Here is a 15,799-nt window from a genome sequence, read left to right as displayed (position 1 = left end):
GAAACGGATGAAGAGGTCATCTATAAACCAGAAGAAAAACCGGATTTTGAAATTCATCGCGACGATGATGGTGCCTTTGTCATTACCGGCCCCCGGATCGAACGGCTCGTCGCCATGACGAATTTCGATGATGACATGTCCCTGCGCCGGTTCCAGCGTATCTGGCGTTATATGGAACTGGACAAGATGCTGCAAAAAGAGGGCATCCAGGAAGGCGATACGGTGCGCATTTATTCCATGGAATTTGAATACCGCAAATAAGGAGATAGAATATGAATAATAAAGATAAAAAACAACTCAAGGCACTGGCCAGCCAGATGCCGTCGGTCATCCAGATAGGAAAGGAAGGACTGTCCGACGCCGTCATCGATAGTGCCCGGGCTGCCATTACCGCCAGAGAACTGGTCAAGGCCCATGTGCTCAATAATGCCGACCTCGATACGGCGGAAACCATGGAAACACTGGCAGGTATGCTGGGAGCCGAACTCGTACAGGTCATCGGCCATTACGGCGTCCTGTTCAAAAAGAAGAAAGATAAATCGCATTACGACTATATTAAAGAGTAGGACAGTGATGGAAGTGGACTGCAAGCAGAGAGATTTTACCAATAAAAAACGCATCGTCGTCAAAGTAGGGTCCAGTACGATTTCTTATGAAAACGGCAAGCTCAATTACCGGCGCATCGAACATCTGGTCCGGGAACTGGCCGATTTGCAAAATCAGGGGAAAGAGATGATTCTCGTCAGTTCCGGTGCGACCAATGCCGGTCTGGCCCCGCTGCACCTGGACCACCGGCCGCGCAGTATCCGGGAAAAACAGGCGGTGGCAGCTGTCGGACAGGGCGTACTCATGCATACCTACGAAATGATGTTCCGCGAATATGGGCAAATCGTAGGACAGGTACTTTTGACGCGGATGGATTCCCAGGACCGGAGCAAGTTCATGAATTCCCGCAATACGCTCCTGACCATGCTGGAGATGGGAATCATCCCTATCATCAATGAAAACGATGTCGTCGCCGTCGATGAATATAAAATCGGCGATAACGATACTCTTTCTGCTATGGTCAGTGGTCTCGTCGATGCCGATTTGCTCATCCTTCTCTCCGATATCGACGGGTTATACACGGACAATCCCAAAACACATCCGGAAGCGACCATCATTCCCGTAGTCCATACGATTGATAAACACATCTATGAAATCGCCGGTGATGCCGGTTCCAGTATGGGCACTGGCGGCATGCATACCAAAATCCAGGCAGCCTCGATTGCTACTGCGGCCGATGTCGATATGGTCATCGCGTCGGGCAGTGAAGACGGCATTATCAGCCGCATAGTCGGAGGAGAAGCCATAGGTACGCTGTTCAAAGCCAAGGATACGCCTCTTCACTCCAAGAAACGCTGGCTCGTTTCGGGCAGCAGGGCGAAAGGCAGTATCATCGTGGATAAGGGCTGCCGTGATGCCATCATCGACCACGGGTCGAGTCTTCTTCCCGTCGGGATTACGGCCGTAGAAGGTATATTCCAGGAGGGAGATATCGTCAACGTCCAGTACGATGGCATCATCATTGCTAAAGGGATAGCCAACTACAGCAGCATCAATATCAATGCCATCAAAGGCGTCCAGTCTTCCGATATTCCTAAAGTACTGGGCCATGACGGCATTTATGAAGAAGTCATTCACCGCGATAATCTCGTGGCTATGTATTAAAGGGGGAAGAGGCTATGGAATCAGAAGCCGTCCGGAAAGCCCGGGCAGCCTGGCAGGCATCGTATGCTCTGGCCAATGCGGATACAACAGTAAAAAATAATGCTCTCACCTATATTGCAGATGATTTGCTGGCTCAGGCCAGTTCTATTATGGAGGCCAACGCAGCCGATGTAGCGGCAGCCCGGGAAAAGGGAATGAGCGACGCCATGATTGACAGGCTGACCCTGACGCCGGACCGCATCCGGGGAATGGCTGAAGGAGTCCGTCAGGTCATTGCCCTGCCAGATCCCGTCGGGCAGACGCTGGCATCCTGGGACCGTCCCAACGGCCTGCATATCGATAAGGTGACCGTTCCGCTCGGCGTCATTGCCATCATCTTCGAATCCCGCCCTAATGTCACTGTCGATGCGGCTGTCCTGTGTCTGAAATCAGGTAATGCGACCGTATTGCGCGGAGGCAGTGAAGCCATCCATTCCAACGTGGCTCTGGCGGGAGTCATCCGCCATGCCATTGCACGTGCCGGCCTTCCGTCCGATGCCGTTACGATTATGGAAAATACCGACCGGGCCCTGGTCGGCGAACTGCTGACACTGCGCCAGTACATCAATCTGGCGATTCCCCGCGGGGGAGCCGGTCTGATCCGCATGGTCGTCGATACGGCGAAAGTTCCGGTCATCGAAACGGGAAGCGGCGTCTGCCATGTCTACGTCGATAAAGATGCCGACCTCGACATGGCCGTCAGCATCATTGAAAATGCCAAAGTATCCCGTCCCTCTACGTGCAATGCCATGGAAACACTGCTGGTCCACAAGGACGTCGTCCAGCCGCTTATGGAAAAGCTGGTACCGGTCCTGAAGGCCCGCCATGTTGAAATGAGGGCCGATACGGCTGCCAGAGAAGCTGGCGGAACGGGCATAGAAATGGCATCAGAAGAAGACTGGCGCACGGAATACAATGCCCTCATCATGTCTATCCGCACGGTTTCATCTCTCGATGAAGCGCTGGATCATATCCGCCGCTACAGCACCCATCATTCAGAAACTATTGTCACGGAAAATACAGATACGGCGGAACGATTCCTGCAGGAAGTCGATTCAGCAGCCGTGTATGTCAATGCCTCGACGCGGTTTACCGACGGCTTTGAATTTGGCTTTGGCGCAGAAATCGGCATCAGCACGCAGAAACTCCATGCCCGGGGACCGATGGGACTGGAAGCGCTGGTCAGCTATAAATATCTGATCCACGGTAAGGGACAGATCCGCCAATGATGCGATGCCTGCGCGGATACGTGCGGACGCTGCGCCAGTATGCGTCCTCGCCGAAGACGCAATATGAGTATAAACATTACGCCATTTTTTTGCTATTATATATAATAGTAGTGGCTATTATCTGGGGAGGTATGTATATCTATTATGGAAATCACTAGATTGGGTGTTATGGGCGGAACTTTCAATCCAATCCACCTGGGACACCTGATGATAGCCGAAGAAGCACGGGAAGCGTATTCGCTGGACCGCGTCCTCTTTATTCCTTCATACATTACCCCTCATAAAGAAGTACACGGCGCTACGGCACAACAGCGGCTGGAAATGACGCGCCTGGCGACGGCCGATAATCCTTATTTTACGGTCAGCGACATGGAAATACGCCGGGGAGGACCGTCGTATACGTTGGATACACTGCGTTTTTTAAAGAAATTGTACGGCCCCAGTCATGAATTGTATTTCATTTCCGGTACGGACACCATACAGGACCTTCCGAACTGGAATCATCCGGAAGATATATTACGTCTGTGCCATTTCATCGGCGCAACCCGTCCGGACGGTACAGAAGCCATTATGCCCGTCATCCGGCATTTCGGCAGTCTGGGACATCACATCCTGAAGCTGTCCGTACCGACCATGGAACTCTCTTCGACGGAACTGCGCCGGCGCATCCGGGAAGGCCGCAGCATCCGCTATATGATTCCCCGGGCCGTTGCAGACTATATCAGGAAGAATGGGATATATCAATGTACAGTACAACGTTAAAAGAAGAAATAAAAAGTGATTTAAAAAGCATATTATCTGCCCACCGGTATAAGCATGTCCTGGGCGTAGCCAAAGCAGCCCGTCAGCTGGCTTTGCGTAATGACTATGATCCCGATAAAGCTGAAACGGCTGGTCTTCTGCACGATGCGGCCAAGCAGCTGCCTCTGGAGGAAATGCAGGAACTGGCCCGGCAGTCTTTCGGCGACCGTCTCGATGATGCCATCATGACAAACGGCGGCCTGCTCCATGGGTATGCGGCCGTTACCGTTGCCCGTACGAAGTATCACCTGACAGACGAGGAATTTCTTGCAGCCCTGGCCCATCATACGACTGGGGCAGAAGTCATGGGGACACTGGAAAAGATCATCTTTGTTGCCGATTACATCGAAGAAAACCGTGATTTTGACGGCGTAGAACACCTTCGCGAATTGGCCGCTGCAGACCTGGACCAGGCGGTCCTTGCCGGATACGATTCGACCATTTCCCATCTGCTGGAACAGGACAAGCTTATTTTTGCCGGCACGGTCATCAACCGCAATGCCCAGATTCTGGCGATGCAGAAGAAGGGGAGACAGAAAAATGGGTGAAACGCAAAAGAAAGGGAAGACGCGGAACAAGCGTCGCCGGACCGTCAGCCCGGATGAACGGAAACGCCGGTTCTGGCACAGATTGGGAATGGCAATCCTCATCGGGCTGGCTATCATTGCCGGTGTACTGGCCTGGTTTCATTTCCGTCCGTCACCGGCAAACGAAGAATTTGCCCAACAGAGTCCGGATATACCTCTCTATGTGCTGGTTATCGGTGTCGATGAAGAAGCGGCGCCGCGGACGAATTTCGTCGGACTGGCAGCCGTCAATAAAGAAAAGAAGACCGTTGATTTCATCATGCTGCCCAATAACACCAAGATTGAAGGACGGAAGGGAAAAGGAGTACAGGCACTGCAGGATATTTACACCGAAGGCGGGATGAGCCTTACCCGGGCTGTCGTAGAAGATATCTTCCACATCCGCATTCCGTATTATATTTCTTTTACGCCTGAATCGTTTGCCCGGATGATCGATATCAATGACGGCCTGCCACTGTATGTAGAAAAACCGATGTACGGGGAAACCAGCGATGGGGCGGTTGATTTTAATCTCGGTCAGGGATATCAGCTGCTTACGGGGCGGGAATCTGCCGGCTATATGAGTTATAGTGACAAGGAAGGCCCGCTTTTCCAGGCACTGCGGCAGGAACGATTCCTTAAAGCGTTTTATGAAGACCGGGAAACCCACTTTGGCATAACGAATGCGGTAAACGCATACCGCGTCTGGCACGACGTAGATTCCAACATATCGGCCAAAGACATGGCACGACTTGTCTGGACATTCCGCAATGTGCCCGTGTCGGACATTCACTTTTACATGCTGCCCGGCGAAATTGCCAAGAGTGGAGAAACGAAAACGGCTACATCGGATACGTTATGGAATTTTGATCCCGTAGAAGTACAAAAGATTATCGGGACGAGCAGCCATGCCATAGCCAATGAATAGTACGGCGTGGATGGGATAAAAAAGGAGAAGATAGAAAGAAATGCCATTAGTAATGAAAGAACAGACACACGACACAAAGGAAAAGACTTGTTATGAAATCGCAGCCCAGGCTGCATATGACAAAAAAGGCTGGGATATCATCATCCTCGATATGATGACGGCATCGATCATGGCCGATTATTTTGTCATCTGCAGCGCCCGCAATACCCGTCAGGCCCAGAGTATTGCCGACAACGTGGAAGAAGAACTGGAAAAGAACGGATACACGGTCCGTCATGTCGAAGGCTACCGTTCCGGCCGCTGGATCCTCATCGATGCCGGCGATGTGGTGACCCACGTTTTTGTCGATCAGGACCGCAGCTATTATGAACTGGAAAATCTCTGGTGCGATGCACCGCGGATTCCCTTTGAAGGAGAATAAGATGAATCAACTTTTGCAGGAAAACAGTATCGCTGCCTTGAAAGTGCTCCGTCTCGGCGAGATGGGCGCCTTCCTCGATGGCGGTACGGGCAATACGAATGATGATATCCTGCTGCACAAAAATCAGCAGACTCATCCTGTTGCTGTCGGGGATACGGTGACCGTATTCCTGTATCATGACCCGTCAGGCCGGCTGACTGCCAGCATGCGCCTGCCAAAAATCAAAATCGGTCAGATTGGCTATGCCCCTATCATCAACACGACCCGTTTCGGCGCCTTTGTCGATGTCGGGACAGAGCGGGGGATTTTCATGCCCTTTGCCGAAATGAAGGGACGGCCGAAAGAAGGGGAATATGTATGGGTCCGTCTCTATGAGGATAAATCCCATCGTCTGGCCGTTTCCATGGAAGTAGAAGACGAAATGCGCCGCGCTTCCCGGCCGGCGACCGATGCCAGGATTGGCGACTGGGTAGAAGGTGCCGTCTATAATATGAACGACCAGGGTGCCTATATCATGACCCGGGAACGGTGGATTGCGTTCCTGCACCGCAGCGAGTTCCATGGCCCTATCCTGATTGGCCAGATGATCAAAGGGCGCATTACCTACCTGCGGGAAGATGGCCGTATCAATATTTCTCTGCGACCGGTCAAGGAAAAGGCGATGGATGAAGACTGTGCCCAGATTGTAACATTCCTGCAGAGCCGTAAGGGGAAGATGCCCTACAGTGATTCGACGGCACCGGCTGTCATCAAGGCAAAATTTGGCCTGAGCAAATCGGCGTTCAAGCGTGCGCTGGGGCATCTCATGAAAGAAGGGAAAGTCCATCAGGAAGATGGCTGGACCTATCTCGATGAGCAACAGTCCTGAGTGCCATTTGATTTCTTTGCAAAAAATGTATATATGAGGCGATTTAACTTTTAAAGTGCTTTTCTGATGAGCAACAGAGTTTGTCCGATGGACAAACTCTGTTTTTTTATGTGGTATGTCCCGGGGAGCAGGAAAATCCTTGTGTATGGTTCATACATATTGTATACAAAATTCAATTCATACTAAAAATATAGATTAAATAGGCAATTTTATAAAAATATAATCATTTATTTTAAAAATTTAAATTGTTTTTCCAAAATACCCTTGAAAAAATTAATAAATGTTCTATACTTTAATCATTCAGCGAACTGAATTCTTCAGGAAATAAAAAATAAAATGAATATTTTAATTTTGTAAAAGAATATTCATGCGAACTATGTCCTGAAGGAATACCAACTGGAAAGGAGAGAGGTATATGCGAGTGTTGATTACAGCCATACCATTCATCTGGTCCATCTTCTGTCTTCCCTTTGTCAATGTGGCTCATCCTTACGTGCTGGGGCTTCCCTTTGTCGCCTTCTGGGAACTGGCAGGAATCATCATTTCCGTAATCGCATTGCAGCTTTTGTGGAATGTGGACCACAAACCTGGCGGTATTGCCTCAAAGGATCATTTGTACATGGATCCGAACGTCAGTCGTGATGACATCAAATAAGTGCAAGAGGGGATGTGAACTGGATGGACAATTTCGGTGCATTAATCATTTTATTTGCTTTTATTATCGGTATCTCTATTCTCGGTGCTATTCCGGGCCTGAAGGATAGAAAAATGAGTGCTGAAAACTGGGCTGTCGGCGGCCGTAATTTCGGGCGCTGGCTGAACTGGTTCATTATGTGCGGGGAAGTATACACCGCCTTTGCTTTCTTAGGTGCCAGTGGCTGGGCATATGCCCGTGGGGGCCCTACCTTCTATATCCTGGCTTATGGCGGTCTGGCATATCTCGTCGGTTACCACGTATTGCCCCGTGTCTGTGCGCTCGGCCATCGTCATAAATTAGTTACCCAGGCAGACATGGTAGAATATCTCTACAGCAGCCGTCCCCTTGGGATTTTCATTTCCTGTGTCGGCGTCGCTTTCCTCCTGCCGTATCTGCAGCTGCAGCTTACTGCTCTGGGTCTTATCGTGGAAGTCGCTTCTCTCGGAGCCATCGGCCGCGTCCAGGCCATGCTCATCGCCTTCGTCATGGTTGCGGCATTCGTCTTCCTGAGCGGCCTGAAAGGTGTTGCTTCTACGGCAGTATTTAAGGACGTCAGCATGATCGCTGCTATGCTGATTTTTGGTATTTATCTTCCGTATCATTACTGCGGCGGTTTCTCTGAAATGTTTACAGCCGTAGAATCGATTAAACCCGATTTCCTGACTTTCCCTGGCGGTACGAAGAACCTCGATGTGACCTGGGGGATGTCTACCATCGCACTGACTGCCCTGGGTTTTTATATGTGGCCCCATTTTTCGACCAATACGTTCAGTGCCAAAGACCCGGACGTACCGCGTCATAATGCCATTTATCTGCCCTTTGCCCAGCTGGCACTGATTTTCCCAATGCTCGTCGGCTTTACGGCAGTCATCGTATACGCCAGCAATCCGCTGCCTCGTACCGATATGGCATTCCTGTTCCTCGTAAAGGATACGTTCCCGACATGGGTACTGGGAATCCTCGGCGGTGCCGGCGCTCTGGCCTGCATGATTCCCGCAGCGGATCTGCTCCTTTCTACGTCGCTGCTCATTTCCCGCAACATTTATGTACGCGGCTTCCGTCATAACGATGAACACGTTACACCAGAACACATGAAGAACGTAGCCCGGTATCTCATCCTCATCCTGACGGCTGTTGCTCTTTACCTTTCCATTTTCCATGCCAACCTGCTGGTCAATCTGCTGCTCACGGGCTATGCCGGCGTTACTCAGTTCTTCCCGATTATCGTACTCGGCCTGTTCTGGAAAAAAGCCAGCAAGCTCGGCGCCGTCTGTGGCCTCATTGTCGGAGAATTCCTGGTATTCTTCCTCATCCTGAGCAAAATGGATCCCGTTGCCCTCGGTTCGGTCCATATCAATGCCGGATTCTTTGCCCTGTGCATCAACACGCTTGTCTTCGTCATCGTCAGCCTGATTACTTCGTCGGGCAAGACGAAGATGATTTAACGGTCTCTATCCTCATGATTGACAACTCCCACAAGATTTGCTATGATTAGTGGCATGAAAGCCGATGAAAGAAAGTAGTATGCAGTCCGCCACAGCGAGGCAGGGAAGGTGTGAGCCTGCCAGAAGGAGTGCAGAAGGCATTCTGAAGGCGGCAGCCGGAAGCCGTTGTGGTGTGTATGGCTGCATAAAGTGAGCGGGTCAATCGACCAATCAGGGTGGAACCGCGGGTGTTAACTCGTCCCTGTAACATCAAGAGATGTTACAGGGACTTTTTTTGTACAGGAGGGAAAAGCAACATGAACTTTCAGGAAATGAGCTTCGCTTTGAAGAAATTTTGGTCCTCCCAAGGCTGCATCATCCAGGAACCGTATGATGTAGAAAAAGGGGCAGGTACAATGAATCCGGCGACGTTCCTGCGTACGCTGGGACCGGAACCGTGGCACGTCGCATACGTCGAACCGTCCCGCCGTCCGGCCGATGGCCGTTATGGCGATAATCCAAACCGGCTGTATCAGCATCATCAGTTCCAGGTCATCTGCAAACCGAGCCCGGACAATATCCAGGAACTGTATCTGCAGAGTCTGGAAGTACTGGGCATCAACCCGAGAGAACACGATATCCGCTTTGTCGAAGACAACTGGGAATCGCCGACACTGGGTGCCTGGGGTCTCGGCTGGGAAGTCTGGCTCGACGGCATGGAAGTCACACAGTTTACTTATTTCCAGCAGGTGGGCGGCATAGACGTTCATCCTGTATCATCGGAAATCACATATGGCATGGAACGACTGGCCATGTACATTCAGGGTGTAGACAACGTATACGACCTGGAATGGACGGACGGCGTGACTTATGGGGATATTTTCCATCAGAACGAATTCGAACAGTCGTCCTATGCCTTTGAAGTCAGCGATGCCAAGCTGCTGTTCCATCTCTTTGACCTCTATGAAGCCGAAGCCATGCGGACCATCGAAGCCGGCTTTGTCCTGCCTGCCTATGACTATGCGCTGAAATGCTCTCATACGTTCAACCTGCTCGATGCGCGGGGCGCTATCAGCGTCAGTGAACGGGCTGCTTTTATCGGCCGTGTCCGCAACTTGTCCCGGGCCTGCGCCAAAGCCTATCTCGAACAGCGTAAAAAACTGGGGTTCCCTATGTTGAAGGAGGAAAAATAAATGAGCAAAGATTTACTGCTTGAAATTGGTACGGAAGAAATCCCGGCTCATTATATGCCGAGTATCCTCAGTCAGATTAAGGATCTGGCCCATAAAAAACTGGATGAAGCTAACATATCCTATGAATCCATCCGCTCGCTGGGCACGCCGCGCCGTGTAGCTCTTCTGATCGCTGGTGTGGCAGAAAAGCAGTCCGATGTATCGGCCAAGAACAAAGGGCCGTCCGTCAAGATTGCCTATGACAGTGAAGGCAAACCGACGAAAGCTGCTATGGGGTTTGCCCGGGGCCAGAAGATAGCCGTAGAAGACCTGGTCGTAGAAGACGGGTATGTCTATGCCAACGTTACGACAATCGGCAAGGATACAGCCAGTCTGCTGCCGGATATCCTGAAAGATATCATCCTGTCCCTGAGTTTCCCCAAGAGCATGATCTGGGGTGACCAGACGGTTCATTTCGTACGGCCTCTGCGCTGGTTCGTAGCGCTCTTTGGCACGGATGTCGTTCCCTTTGAAATTGCCAAAGTAAAATCCGGGCGCATCAGCCGCGGCCACCGTTTCCTCGGTACGGGCGATTTTGAAATCCCGTCTATGAAAGACTATGAAGCCGTAACGAGAGAACATTTCCTCATCGTCGATCCGGAAGAACGCAAACAGATGATTCTCCAGGGCATGCAGAAACTGGCGGACGAAAAGGGCGGTACGATCATCATGGATGAAGACCTCCTGGAAGAAGTCGTATTCCTCGTCGAATATCCTACGGCCCTGTGCGGCGAATTCGATACGGAATTCCTCCAGCTCCCGGAAGCGGCCATCATTACGCCGATGAAAGACCATCAGCGGTATTTCCCCATGCGCGATAAAGACGGCAAGCTCATGAACCTGTTCCTCACCGTCCGCAATGGCGATGACTATCATCTGGAAACGGTCCAGCACGGCAATGAACGGGTACTGCGCGCCCGCCTGGATGATGCCAAGTTCTTCTTTGAAGAAGATAAGAAAAAGAAACTTATCGACCGCGTCGATGACCTGCAGCGCATCGTATTCCAGGACGGCCTGGGTACACTCAAAGATAAGGCACAGCGTCTGGAACAGATTACGACATTCCTCAATCACAAACTGGATCTGGGCCTCGATGATGGCGACCTTACCCGCCTGTCCGACTTGGCCAAGACTGACCTTCTGACCCAGATGGTAGCTGAATTTACGGAACTTCAGGGCGTCATGGGACGAGAATATGCCATGATTGACGGCGAAAAGCAGGAAATTGCCGATGCCATCAACGAACAGTATCTGCCGCGTTTTGCCGGCGACGAACTGCCTCAGACTACGATGGGTAAAGTCCTCGGCATTGCCGATAAATTCGATACCATTACCGGCTCGTTCAGTTTGGGCCTCATTCCGACAGGGTCGCAGGATCCCTTTGCTCTGCGCCGCCAGACTATCGGTATCCTGAATATCCTCATGGATGCCGGTTGGAACCTCAACTGTGACGAAGTCTTTGCTTTCATTCTCAATCTCCTTCACGTGGAAGAAGATAAGCAGGCCGAAGTCATGAGCCAGCTCAATGAATACTTCACCCTGCGTCTGAAAAATATCTTCCAGGATAAAGGGATGGATTATCATATCATCGACTGCGTACTGGCATCGGATACGCTCAATGCATCGGAAGCGGCCAAGAGAGCCGATGCGCTCATCCGGGCCGACCTCATGAGCCAGACCGAACTGCTCCAGGCTTATACCCGTGTAGGGAACATGGTCAAAGACGCTGACGATACTCAGGTTAATCCGGACCTCTTTGAAACAGAAGAAGAACGGGCCCTTTATGGAGCCGTCGTAGCCATGCAGGCCAATCTGCCGCAAAAATACGCAGTATACGACTATGCCGGCGCTGCCGAAGTCCTGACGGAAGGCATCGGGGCCATCAATGCCTTCCTCGACAACGTCCTGGTCATGCATAAAGACGAAGCGGTCAAACAGAACCGTCTCAATCTCCTGACGCTGACCTTCAGCCTGATCCAGCCTATCGGCGATATCAAGAAATTGAGCTGATACAGCAGATGGGTGTGTCACAATCTTCTTACAGTCTGTAGTATTCGGCTGACGATATGACAAATTCATGATATAATAGAAGCAAAAATAGATGTGGATCCGCTCCACATCTATTTTTAAATGATGTATACGAAGGGAATGATATGGATGAAAGGAAAGAAAATCGCGCTGCTTCTGGCTGGTCTGGCTCTCGTTTCCTCCACAGCCCTGGCAGCTAATACACCGTATGGACTGCTGGACAGCTCCGATAAAGACAGCTATGCCAAAATCATGGTCTATCAGGCTAACGATATGAATTATTACCGCTACATCAACAGCAACTATCATTATGCGCTGGATATTCCGACAGAAGTCAATAAAGCCGACGAAAATGAAGGGGGAGATGGCTGCTATTTCCAGGACCTCAAAAATAAAGTCGTCGTCACGACCTATGCCGTTAAGAATCAGATGAATTTTTCCCTGGATGAATTGTACAACATGGATATCGGCATGAATGGATCCCCAAAACTGACGACAGACAATAAGACGGTCAATCACTATGCCATCGCCTGGACGAAAGACGGCAGGAATTTCTATAAAGAACTGTATCTCCTGAATGATACGAATACCTATGTCTGCTTTTCCGTCGTCTATCCGACTAAGCTGGAAAAGAAATACCAGAAGTATATTTTCCACATGAGCCAGAGCTTTATGCCAAGCGGAGCCGTTATCTAAAAAAAGCTTGCAATACTGTTTCTCCTATGGTATAATATCGCTGTTAATTTAGGCAGTCCTCTGCCCGTAAGGCGATTGTCACAGCTGGGTGATGACGCGGGCACGAATGTCTTATAGGAGGAAAATAAACATGAACATCATCAGCGTACTTGAACAAGAACAGCTTCGTAAGGACATCCCCGATTTCCGCCCTGGCGATACCGTCAAGGTACACGTAAAGGTTGTCGAAGGCAACCGCGAACGTATCCAGGTATTTGAAGGCGTCGTTATCGGCCGTCAGAACGGCGGTGTCCGTGAAACATTCACGGTTCGTCGTGTTTCCTACGGTGTCGGCGTTGAACGTACTTTCCTGGTACATTCCCCGCGTCTGGCCAAAATCGAAGTTGTACGTCATGGTATCGTTCGTCGTGCAAAGCTGAACTATCTGCGCGGTCTTACAGGCAAAGCTGCCCGTATCCGCGAACGCCGCTAATTTGCAGGCAAGAACACTGGAAAAAAGACTGTCTGATGGCAGTCTTTTTTTTATCCATATTGGTGCCCTCCTATGGCAGGGGGCCGTGACGTATGGTATAATAAACAACAGGATTAATTAAATTACAAGTATTTAATGAGGTGATTTATTGTGGCAAAACCAATTTTTGTTACAGGGCATAAAAGCCCCGATACAGATTCTATCTGTTCCTCCCTTGCATTCGCGAAATTAAAACAGCTCCAGGGCATCGACGCCGTCGCTATCCGGGCTGGTGAAATGAATAAGGAAACGGCCTTTGCGCTCGATTATTTCCACGTCGAACCACAGCCGATCGTCAAAGATTTTTATATCAAAGTGGGCGATGCTGTCCATACAGAAGTTGAAGCACTGAAAATCAGCGCCAGCCTCAAAGACGCAGCCAAATGGTTTGCAGCTCATCCGTCTCCCATCGCTCCCGTTGCCGACAATGGTACATTCGTAGGTGTCATCGACCGGGCCGCCCTGGCAGAAGAATTCATCAAGACCGTTACCGGGGAAGAACTGAGCATGGTCAAAGACCTGGTACATGATCCGGACCGCTTCTTCCAGACGACGGATAAAGGTTGTGATATCCCGCAAGACGGCAAATATGTCGTCGTCGATGATGGCAAATACGTCGGCATGGTATGTGCCGAATGCGTAGCTGCTGCAGAAAAACAGCAGGTCATCCTCGTAGACCACAACGAAAAGAAACAGATCATCGACGGTTCTGAAGATGCCGACATCGTCGGTGTCGTAGACCACCACCGCATCGGCGGCACCCTTTCGACAGAAGGCCCGATTTTCATTCTCTTCCGTCCGGTAGGCTGCACGGCGACGATCGTAACCGGTCTGTACAAACAGGCAGGCATCGCTATTCCTAAGGATATAGCCGGCCTTCTCCTTTCGGCCGTAATCTCCGACACGGTCCTGTTCCGCAGCCCTACCTGCACGGAAGAAGATAAGAAGACCGCCTCTGAACTGGCTGCTATTGCCGGCGTCGATGTCGAAAAATATGGCATGGAAATGCTGAAAGCCGGCGCCAATGTATCGGATCTTACACCGGAAGAAATTGCTGCCAACGACATGAAAGAATTTTCTGATAGCGGCAAGACCTTTACGATTTCCCAGGTTCAGGTCATGGACACATCGGATCTTCTGCAGCAGAAAGACGTATTGCTCAATGCGCTGGAAAAAATGCGCGCTGCCCACAGTTACGATGCCGCATTCCTCATGATTACCAGCATCATCGACGAATCGACCAACCTGATCTTTGCCGGCAACATGGATGACGTAGTCACCAAGGCCTTTGCCAAAGACGTCGTCGATAAGGAAGTCTATCTCCCGGGCGTCATGAGCCGTAAGAAACAGATCGTTCCGCCAATCCTGACGGCTCTGAAATAAGTTTTGCTATACCTGTAATCCAACAAGGGACTGTCGTCGTGCGGCAGTCCCATTTTATACGTATGCCGTCTCATAAAGGAGTTTGAATGAATCCTATTTTTGCTACTCTTAACGAACGCCAGTTCGAAGCTGTCCAGCATACAGAAGGGCCGCTGCTCATCACGGCCGGTGCCGGATCGGGTAAAACAAAGGTACTGACCTGCCGGATTGCCCATTTACTGGAGCTAGGCATTGCGCCATATCGCATCCTGGCCATCACCTTTACCAATAAAGCTGCCAGGGAAATGCGGGAACGTGTAGAAAATCTTGTCGGTGCCGAAGCAGAACGCATCTGGCTCAGTACGTTCCATTCTTTTTGTGCCAAACTGCTGCGTTTTGAAATCGACGGATTTCAAGGGTATACCCGGAATTTCACGATTTACGATGCGACGGACCAGCAGACACTCGTCAAGGACTGCCTGAAAGAACTGAATCTGGACGATAAGCAATTTCCCCCGCGATCCGTTCTGGGAACTATCTCCGGAGCCAAGAATGCGCTCATGGATTCCCAGGCGTTCGCCCGCCGGGCCGGTGATTTCTATGAACAAAAAGTAGCCGATGTCTACGACCTGTATGAAAAGAAACTGAAAGCCAATAATGCCCTCGACTTCGACGATTTGCTGCTCCTGGCTGTGCGCCTGCTGCAGGAAAACGAAGAGGTCCGGGAAAAATATCAGGACCGCTTCCAGTATATTCTCGTCGATGAATATCAGGATACGAACCATGCCCAGTACATGCTGACCCACATCCTGGCGGCCAAATGGAAGAACATCTGCGTCGTCGGCGATGCCGATCAGAGCATCTACGCCTGGCGTGGTGCCGATATCCGCAATATCATGGATTTCAACCGCGACTACCCTCAGGCTGCGTCCATCAAGCTGGAGCAGAATTACCGTTCTACCAAAACAATCCTCAAAGCAGCTAATGCCGTCATCGACAACAATATGGACCGGCCGCAGAAAAATCTGTGGACGGAAAATCCGGAAGGCCATAAAATCATACATTATCACGCCCAGACGGAACACGATGAAGCCGATTATGTAGCTGGCGTCATCTATAACCGTCATACCATCGAAAATGAGCCGTACGGCGATATGGCCATTCTGTTTCGCACCAACTCCCAGTCCCGTGTACTGGAAGAAAAACTGATGCGCTATTCGATTCCCTATACCATGGTAGGCGGTACGAAATTCTATGACCGAAAGGAAATCAAGGATATCATCGCCT

17 protein-coding genes are annotated in these 15,799 nt (G+C 50.6%); all 17 read left to right on the top strand.

Annotation, left to right across the window (positions count from 1 at the left end; genetic code table 11):
• On the top strand, positions 1–261 hold a 261-nt coding region (gene cgtA / locus B4H10_RS02020; protein WP_292018071.1), incomplete at its 5' end, for an Obg family GTPase CgtA.
• An 11-nt stretch (positions 262–272) separates the two neighbouring features.
• Entirely contained in the window at positions 273–566 is a 294-nt protein-coding gene (locus B4H10_RS02015) for a YhbY family RNA-binding protein (RefSeq protein ID WP_059075827.1), read from the top strand.
• Positions 567–573: 7 nt separating this feature from the next.
• On the top strand, positions 574–1,710 hold the full coding sequence (gene proB, locus B4H10_RS02010) for a glutamate 5-kinase (RefSeq protein ID WP_292018070.1): 1,137 nt from the start codon (positions 574–576) through the stop codon (positions 1,708–1,710).
• Positions 1,711–1,724: 14 nt separating this feature from the next.
• Entirely contained in the window at positions 1,725–2,978 is a 1,254-nt protein-coding gene (locus B4H10_RS02005; protein WP_292018069.1) for a glutamate-5-semialdehyde dehydrogenase, read from the top strand.
• A gap of 144 nt (positions 2,979–3,122) precedes the next feature.
• Positions 3,123–3,740: a nicotinate-nucleotide adenylyltransferase gene (nadD, locus tag B4H10_RS02000; protein WP_292018068.1), complete on the top strand. Its 618-nt coding sequence runs from the start codon at positions 3,123–3,125 to the stop codon at positions 3,738–3,740.
• On the top strand, positions 3,722–4,327 hold the full coding sequence (yqeK, locus tag B4H10_RS01995) for a bis(5'-nucleosyl)-tetraphosphatase (symmetrical) YqeK (protein WP_059075830.1): 606 nt from the start codon (positions 3,722–3,724) through the stop codon (positions 4,325–4,327). The genes nadD and yqeK overlap by 19 nt, the downstream gene beginning before the upstream one ends.
• On the top strand, positions 4,320–5,273 hold the full coding sequence (locus B4H10_RS01990) for an LCP family protein (RefSeq protein ID WP_083501444.1): 954 nt from the start codon (positions 4,320–4,322) through the stop codon (positions 5,271–5,273). Before yqeK ends, B4H10_RS01990 begins: the two co-directional genes overlap by 8 nt.
• 40 nt (positions 5,274–5,313) lie before the next feature.
• Positions 5,314–5,694, top strand: coding sequence for a ribosome silencing factor (rsfS, locus tag B4H10_RS01985; RefSeq protein WP_059075831.1), 381 nt, complete (start codon positions 5,314–5,316; stop codon positions 5,692–5,694).
• A gap of 1 nt (position 5,695) precedes the next feature.
• Positions 5,696–6,562, top strand: coding sequence for a CvfB family protein (locus B4H10_RS01980; protein WP_075582368.1), 867 nt, complete (start codon positions 5,696–5,698; stop codon positions 6,560–6,562).
• A 415-nt stretch (positions 6,563–6,977) separates the two neighbouring features.
• Positions 6,978–7,217 carry a DUF3311 domain-containing protein gene (locus tag B4H10_RS01975; RefSeq protein ID WP_059075833.1) on the top strand — a complete coding sequence of 80 codons (240 nt, stop codon included), beginning with the start codon at positions 6,978–6,980 and terminating at the stop codon, positions 7,215–7,217.
• Positions 7,218–7,240: 23 nt separating this feature from the next.
• Entirely contained in the window at positions 7,241–8,704 is a 1,464-nt protein-coding gene (locus B4H10_RS01970; protein ID WP_059075834.1) for a sodium:solute symporter family protein, read from the top strand.
• A gap of 296 nt (positions 8,705–9,000) precedes the next feature.
• Positions 9,001–9,876, top strand: coding sequence for a glycine--tRNA ligase subunit alpha (gene glyQ, locus B4H10_RS01965; protein ID WP_059075835.1), 876 nt, complete (start codon positions 9,001–9,003; stop codon positions 9,874–9,876).
• Positions 9,877–11,925 (top strand): glycine--tRNA ligase subunit beta, encoded by a 2,049-nt coding sequence (glyS, locus tag B4H10_RS01960; protein ID WP_292018067.1) that lies wholly within the window; start codon positions 9,877–9,879, stop codon positions 11,923–11,925. It abuts the gene before it with no gap.
• A 147-nt stretch (positions 11,926–12,072) separates the two neighbouring features.
• A complete protein-coding gene (locus B4H10_RS01955; RefSeq protein ID WP_059075837.1) occupies positions 12,073–12,639 on the top strand; it encodes a hypothetical protein in 567 nt (188 codons plus the stop codon).
• Between the two features lie 130 nt (positions 12,640–12,769).
• Positions 12,770–13,111, top strand: a complete 342-nt coding sequence (gene rplS, locus B4H10_RS01950) for a 50S ribosomal protein L19 (protein WP_059075838.1) — start codon at positions 12,770–12,772, stop codon at positions 13,109–13,111.
• Positions 13,112–13,261: 150 nt separating this feature from the next.
• Positions 13,262–14,533: a manganese-dependent inorganic pyrophosphatase gene (locus tag B4H10_RS01945; RefSeq protein ID WP_170087787.1), complete on the top strand. Its 1,272-nt coding sequence runs from the start codon at positions 13,262–13,264 to the stop codon at positions 14,531–14,533.
• An 86-nt stretch (positions 14,534–14,619) separates the two neighbouring features.
• Positions 14,620–15,799: UvrD-helicase domain-containing protein (locus B4H10_RS01940; RefSeq protein WP_292018066.1), on the top strand; the 1,180-nt coding region annotated here is incomplete at its 3' end.

Origin of the sequence: Megasphaera sp. UBA4382 (assembly GCF_002391155.1) — a bacterium.
Classification (GTDB): Bacteria; Bacillota; Negativicutes; order Veillonellales; family Megasphaeraceae; genus Megasphaera; species Megasphaera hexanoica.
This window is presented reverse-complemented; position numbering and strand designations above follow the sequence as displayed.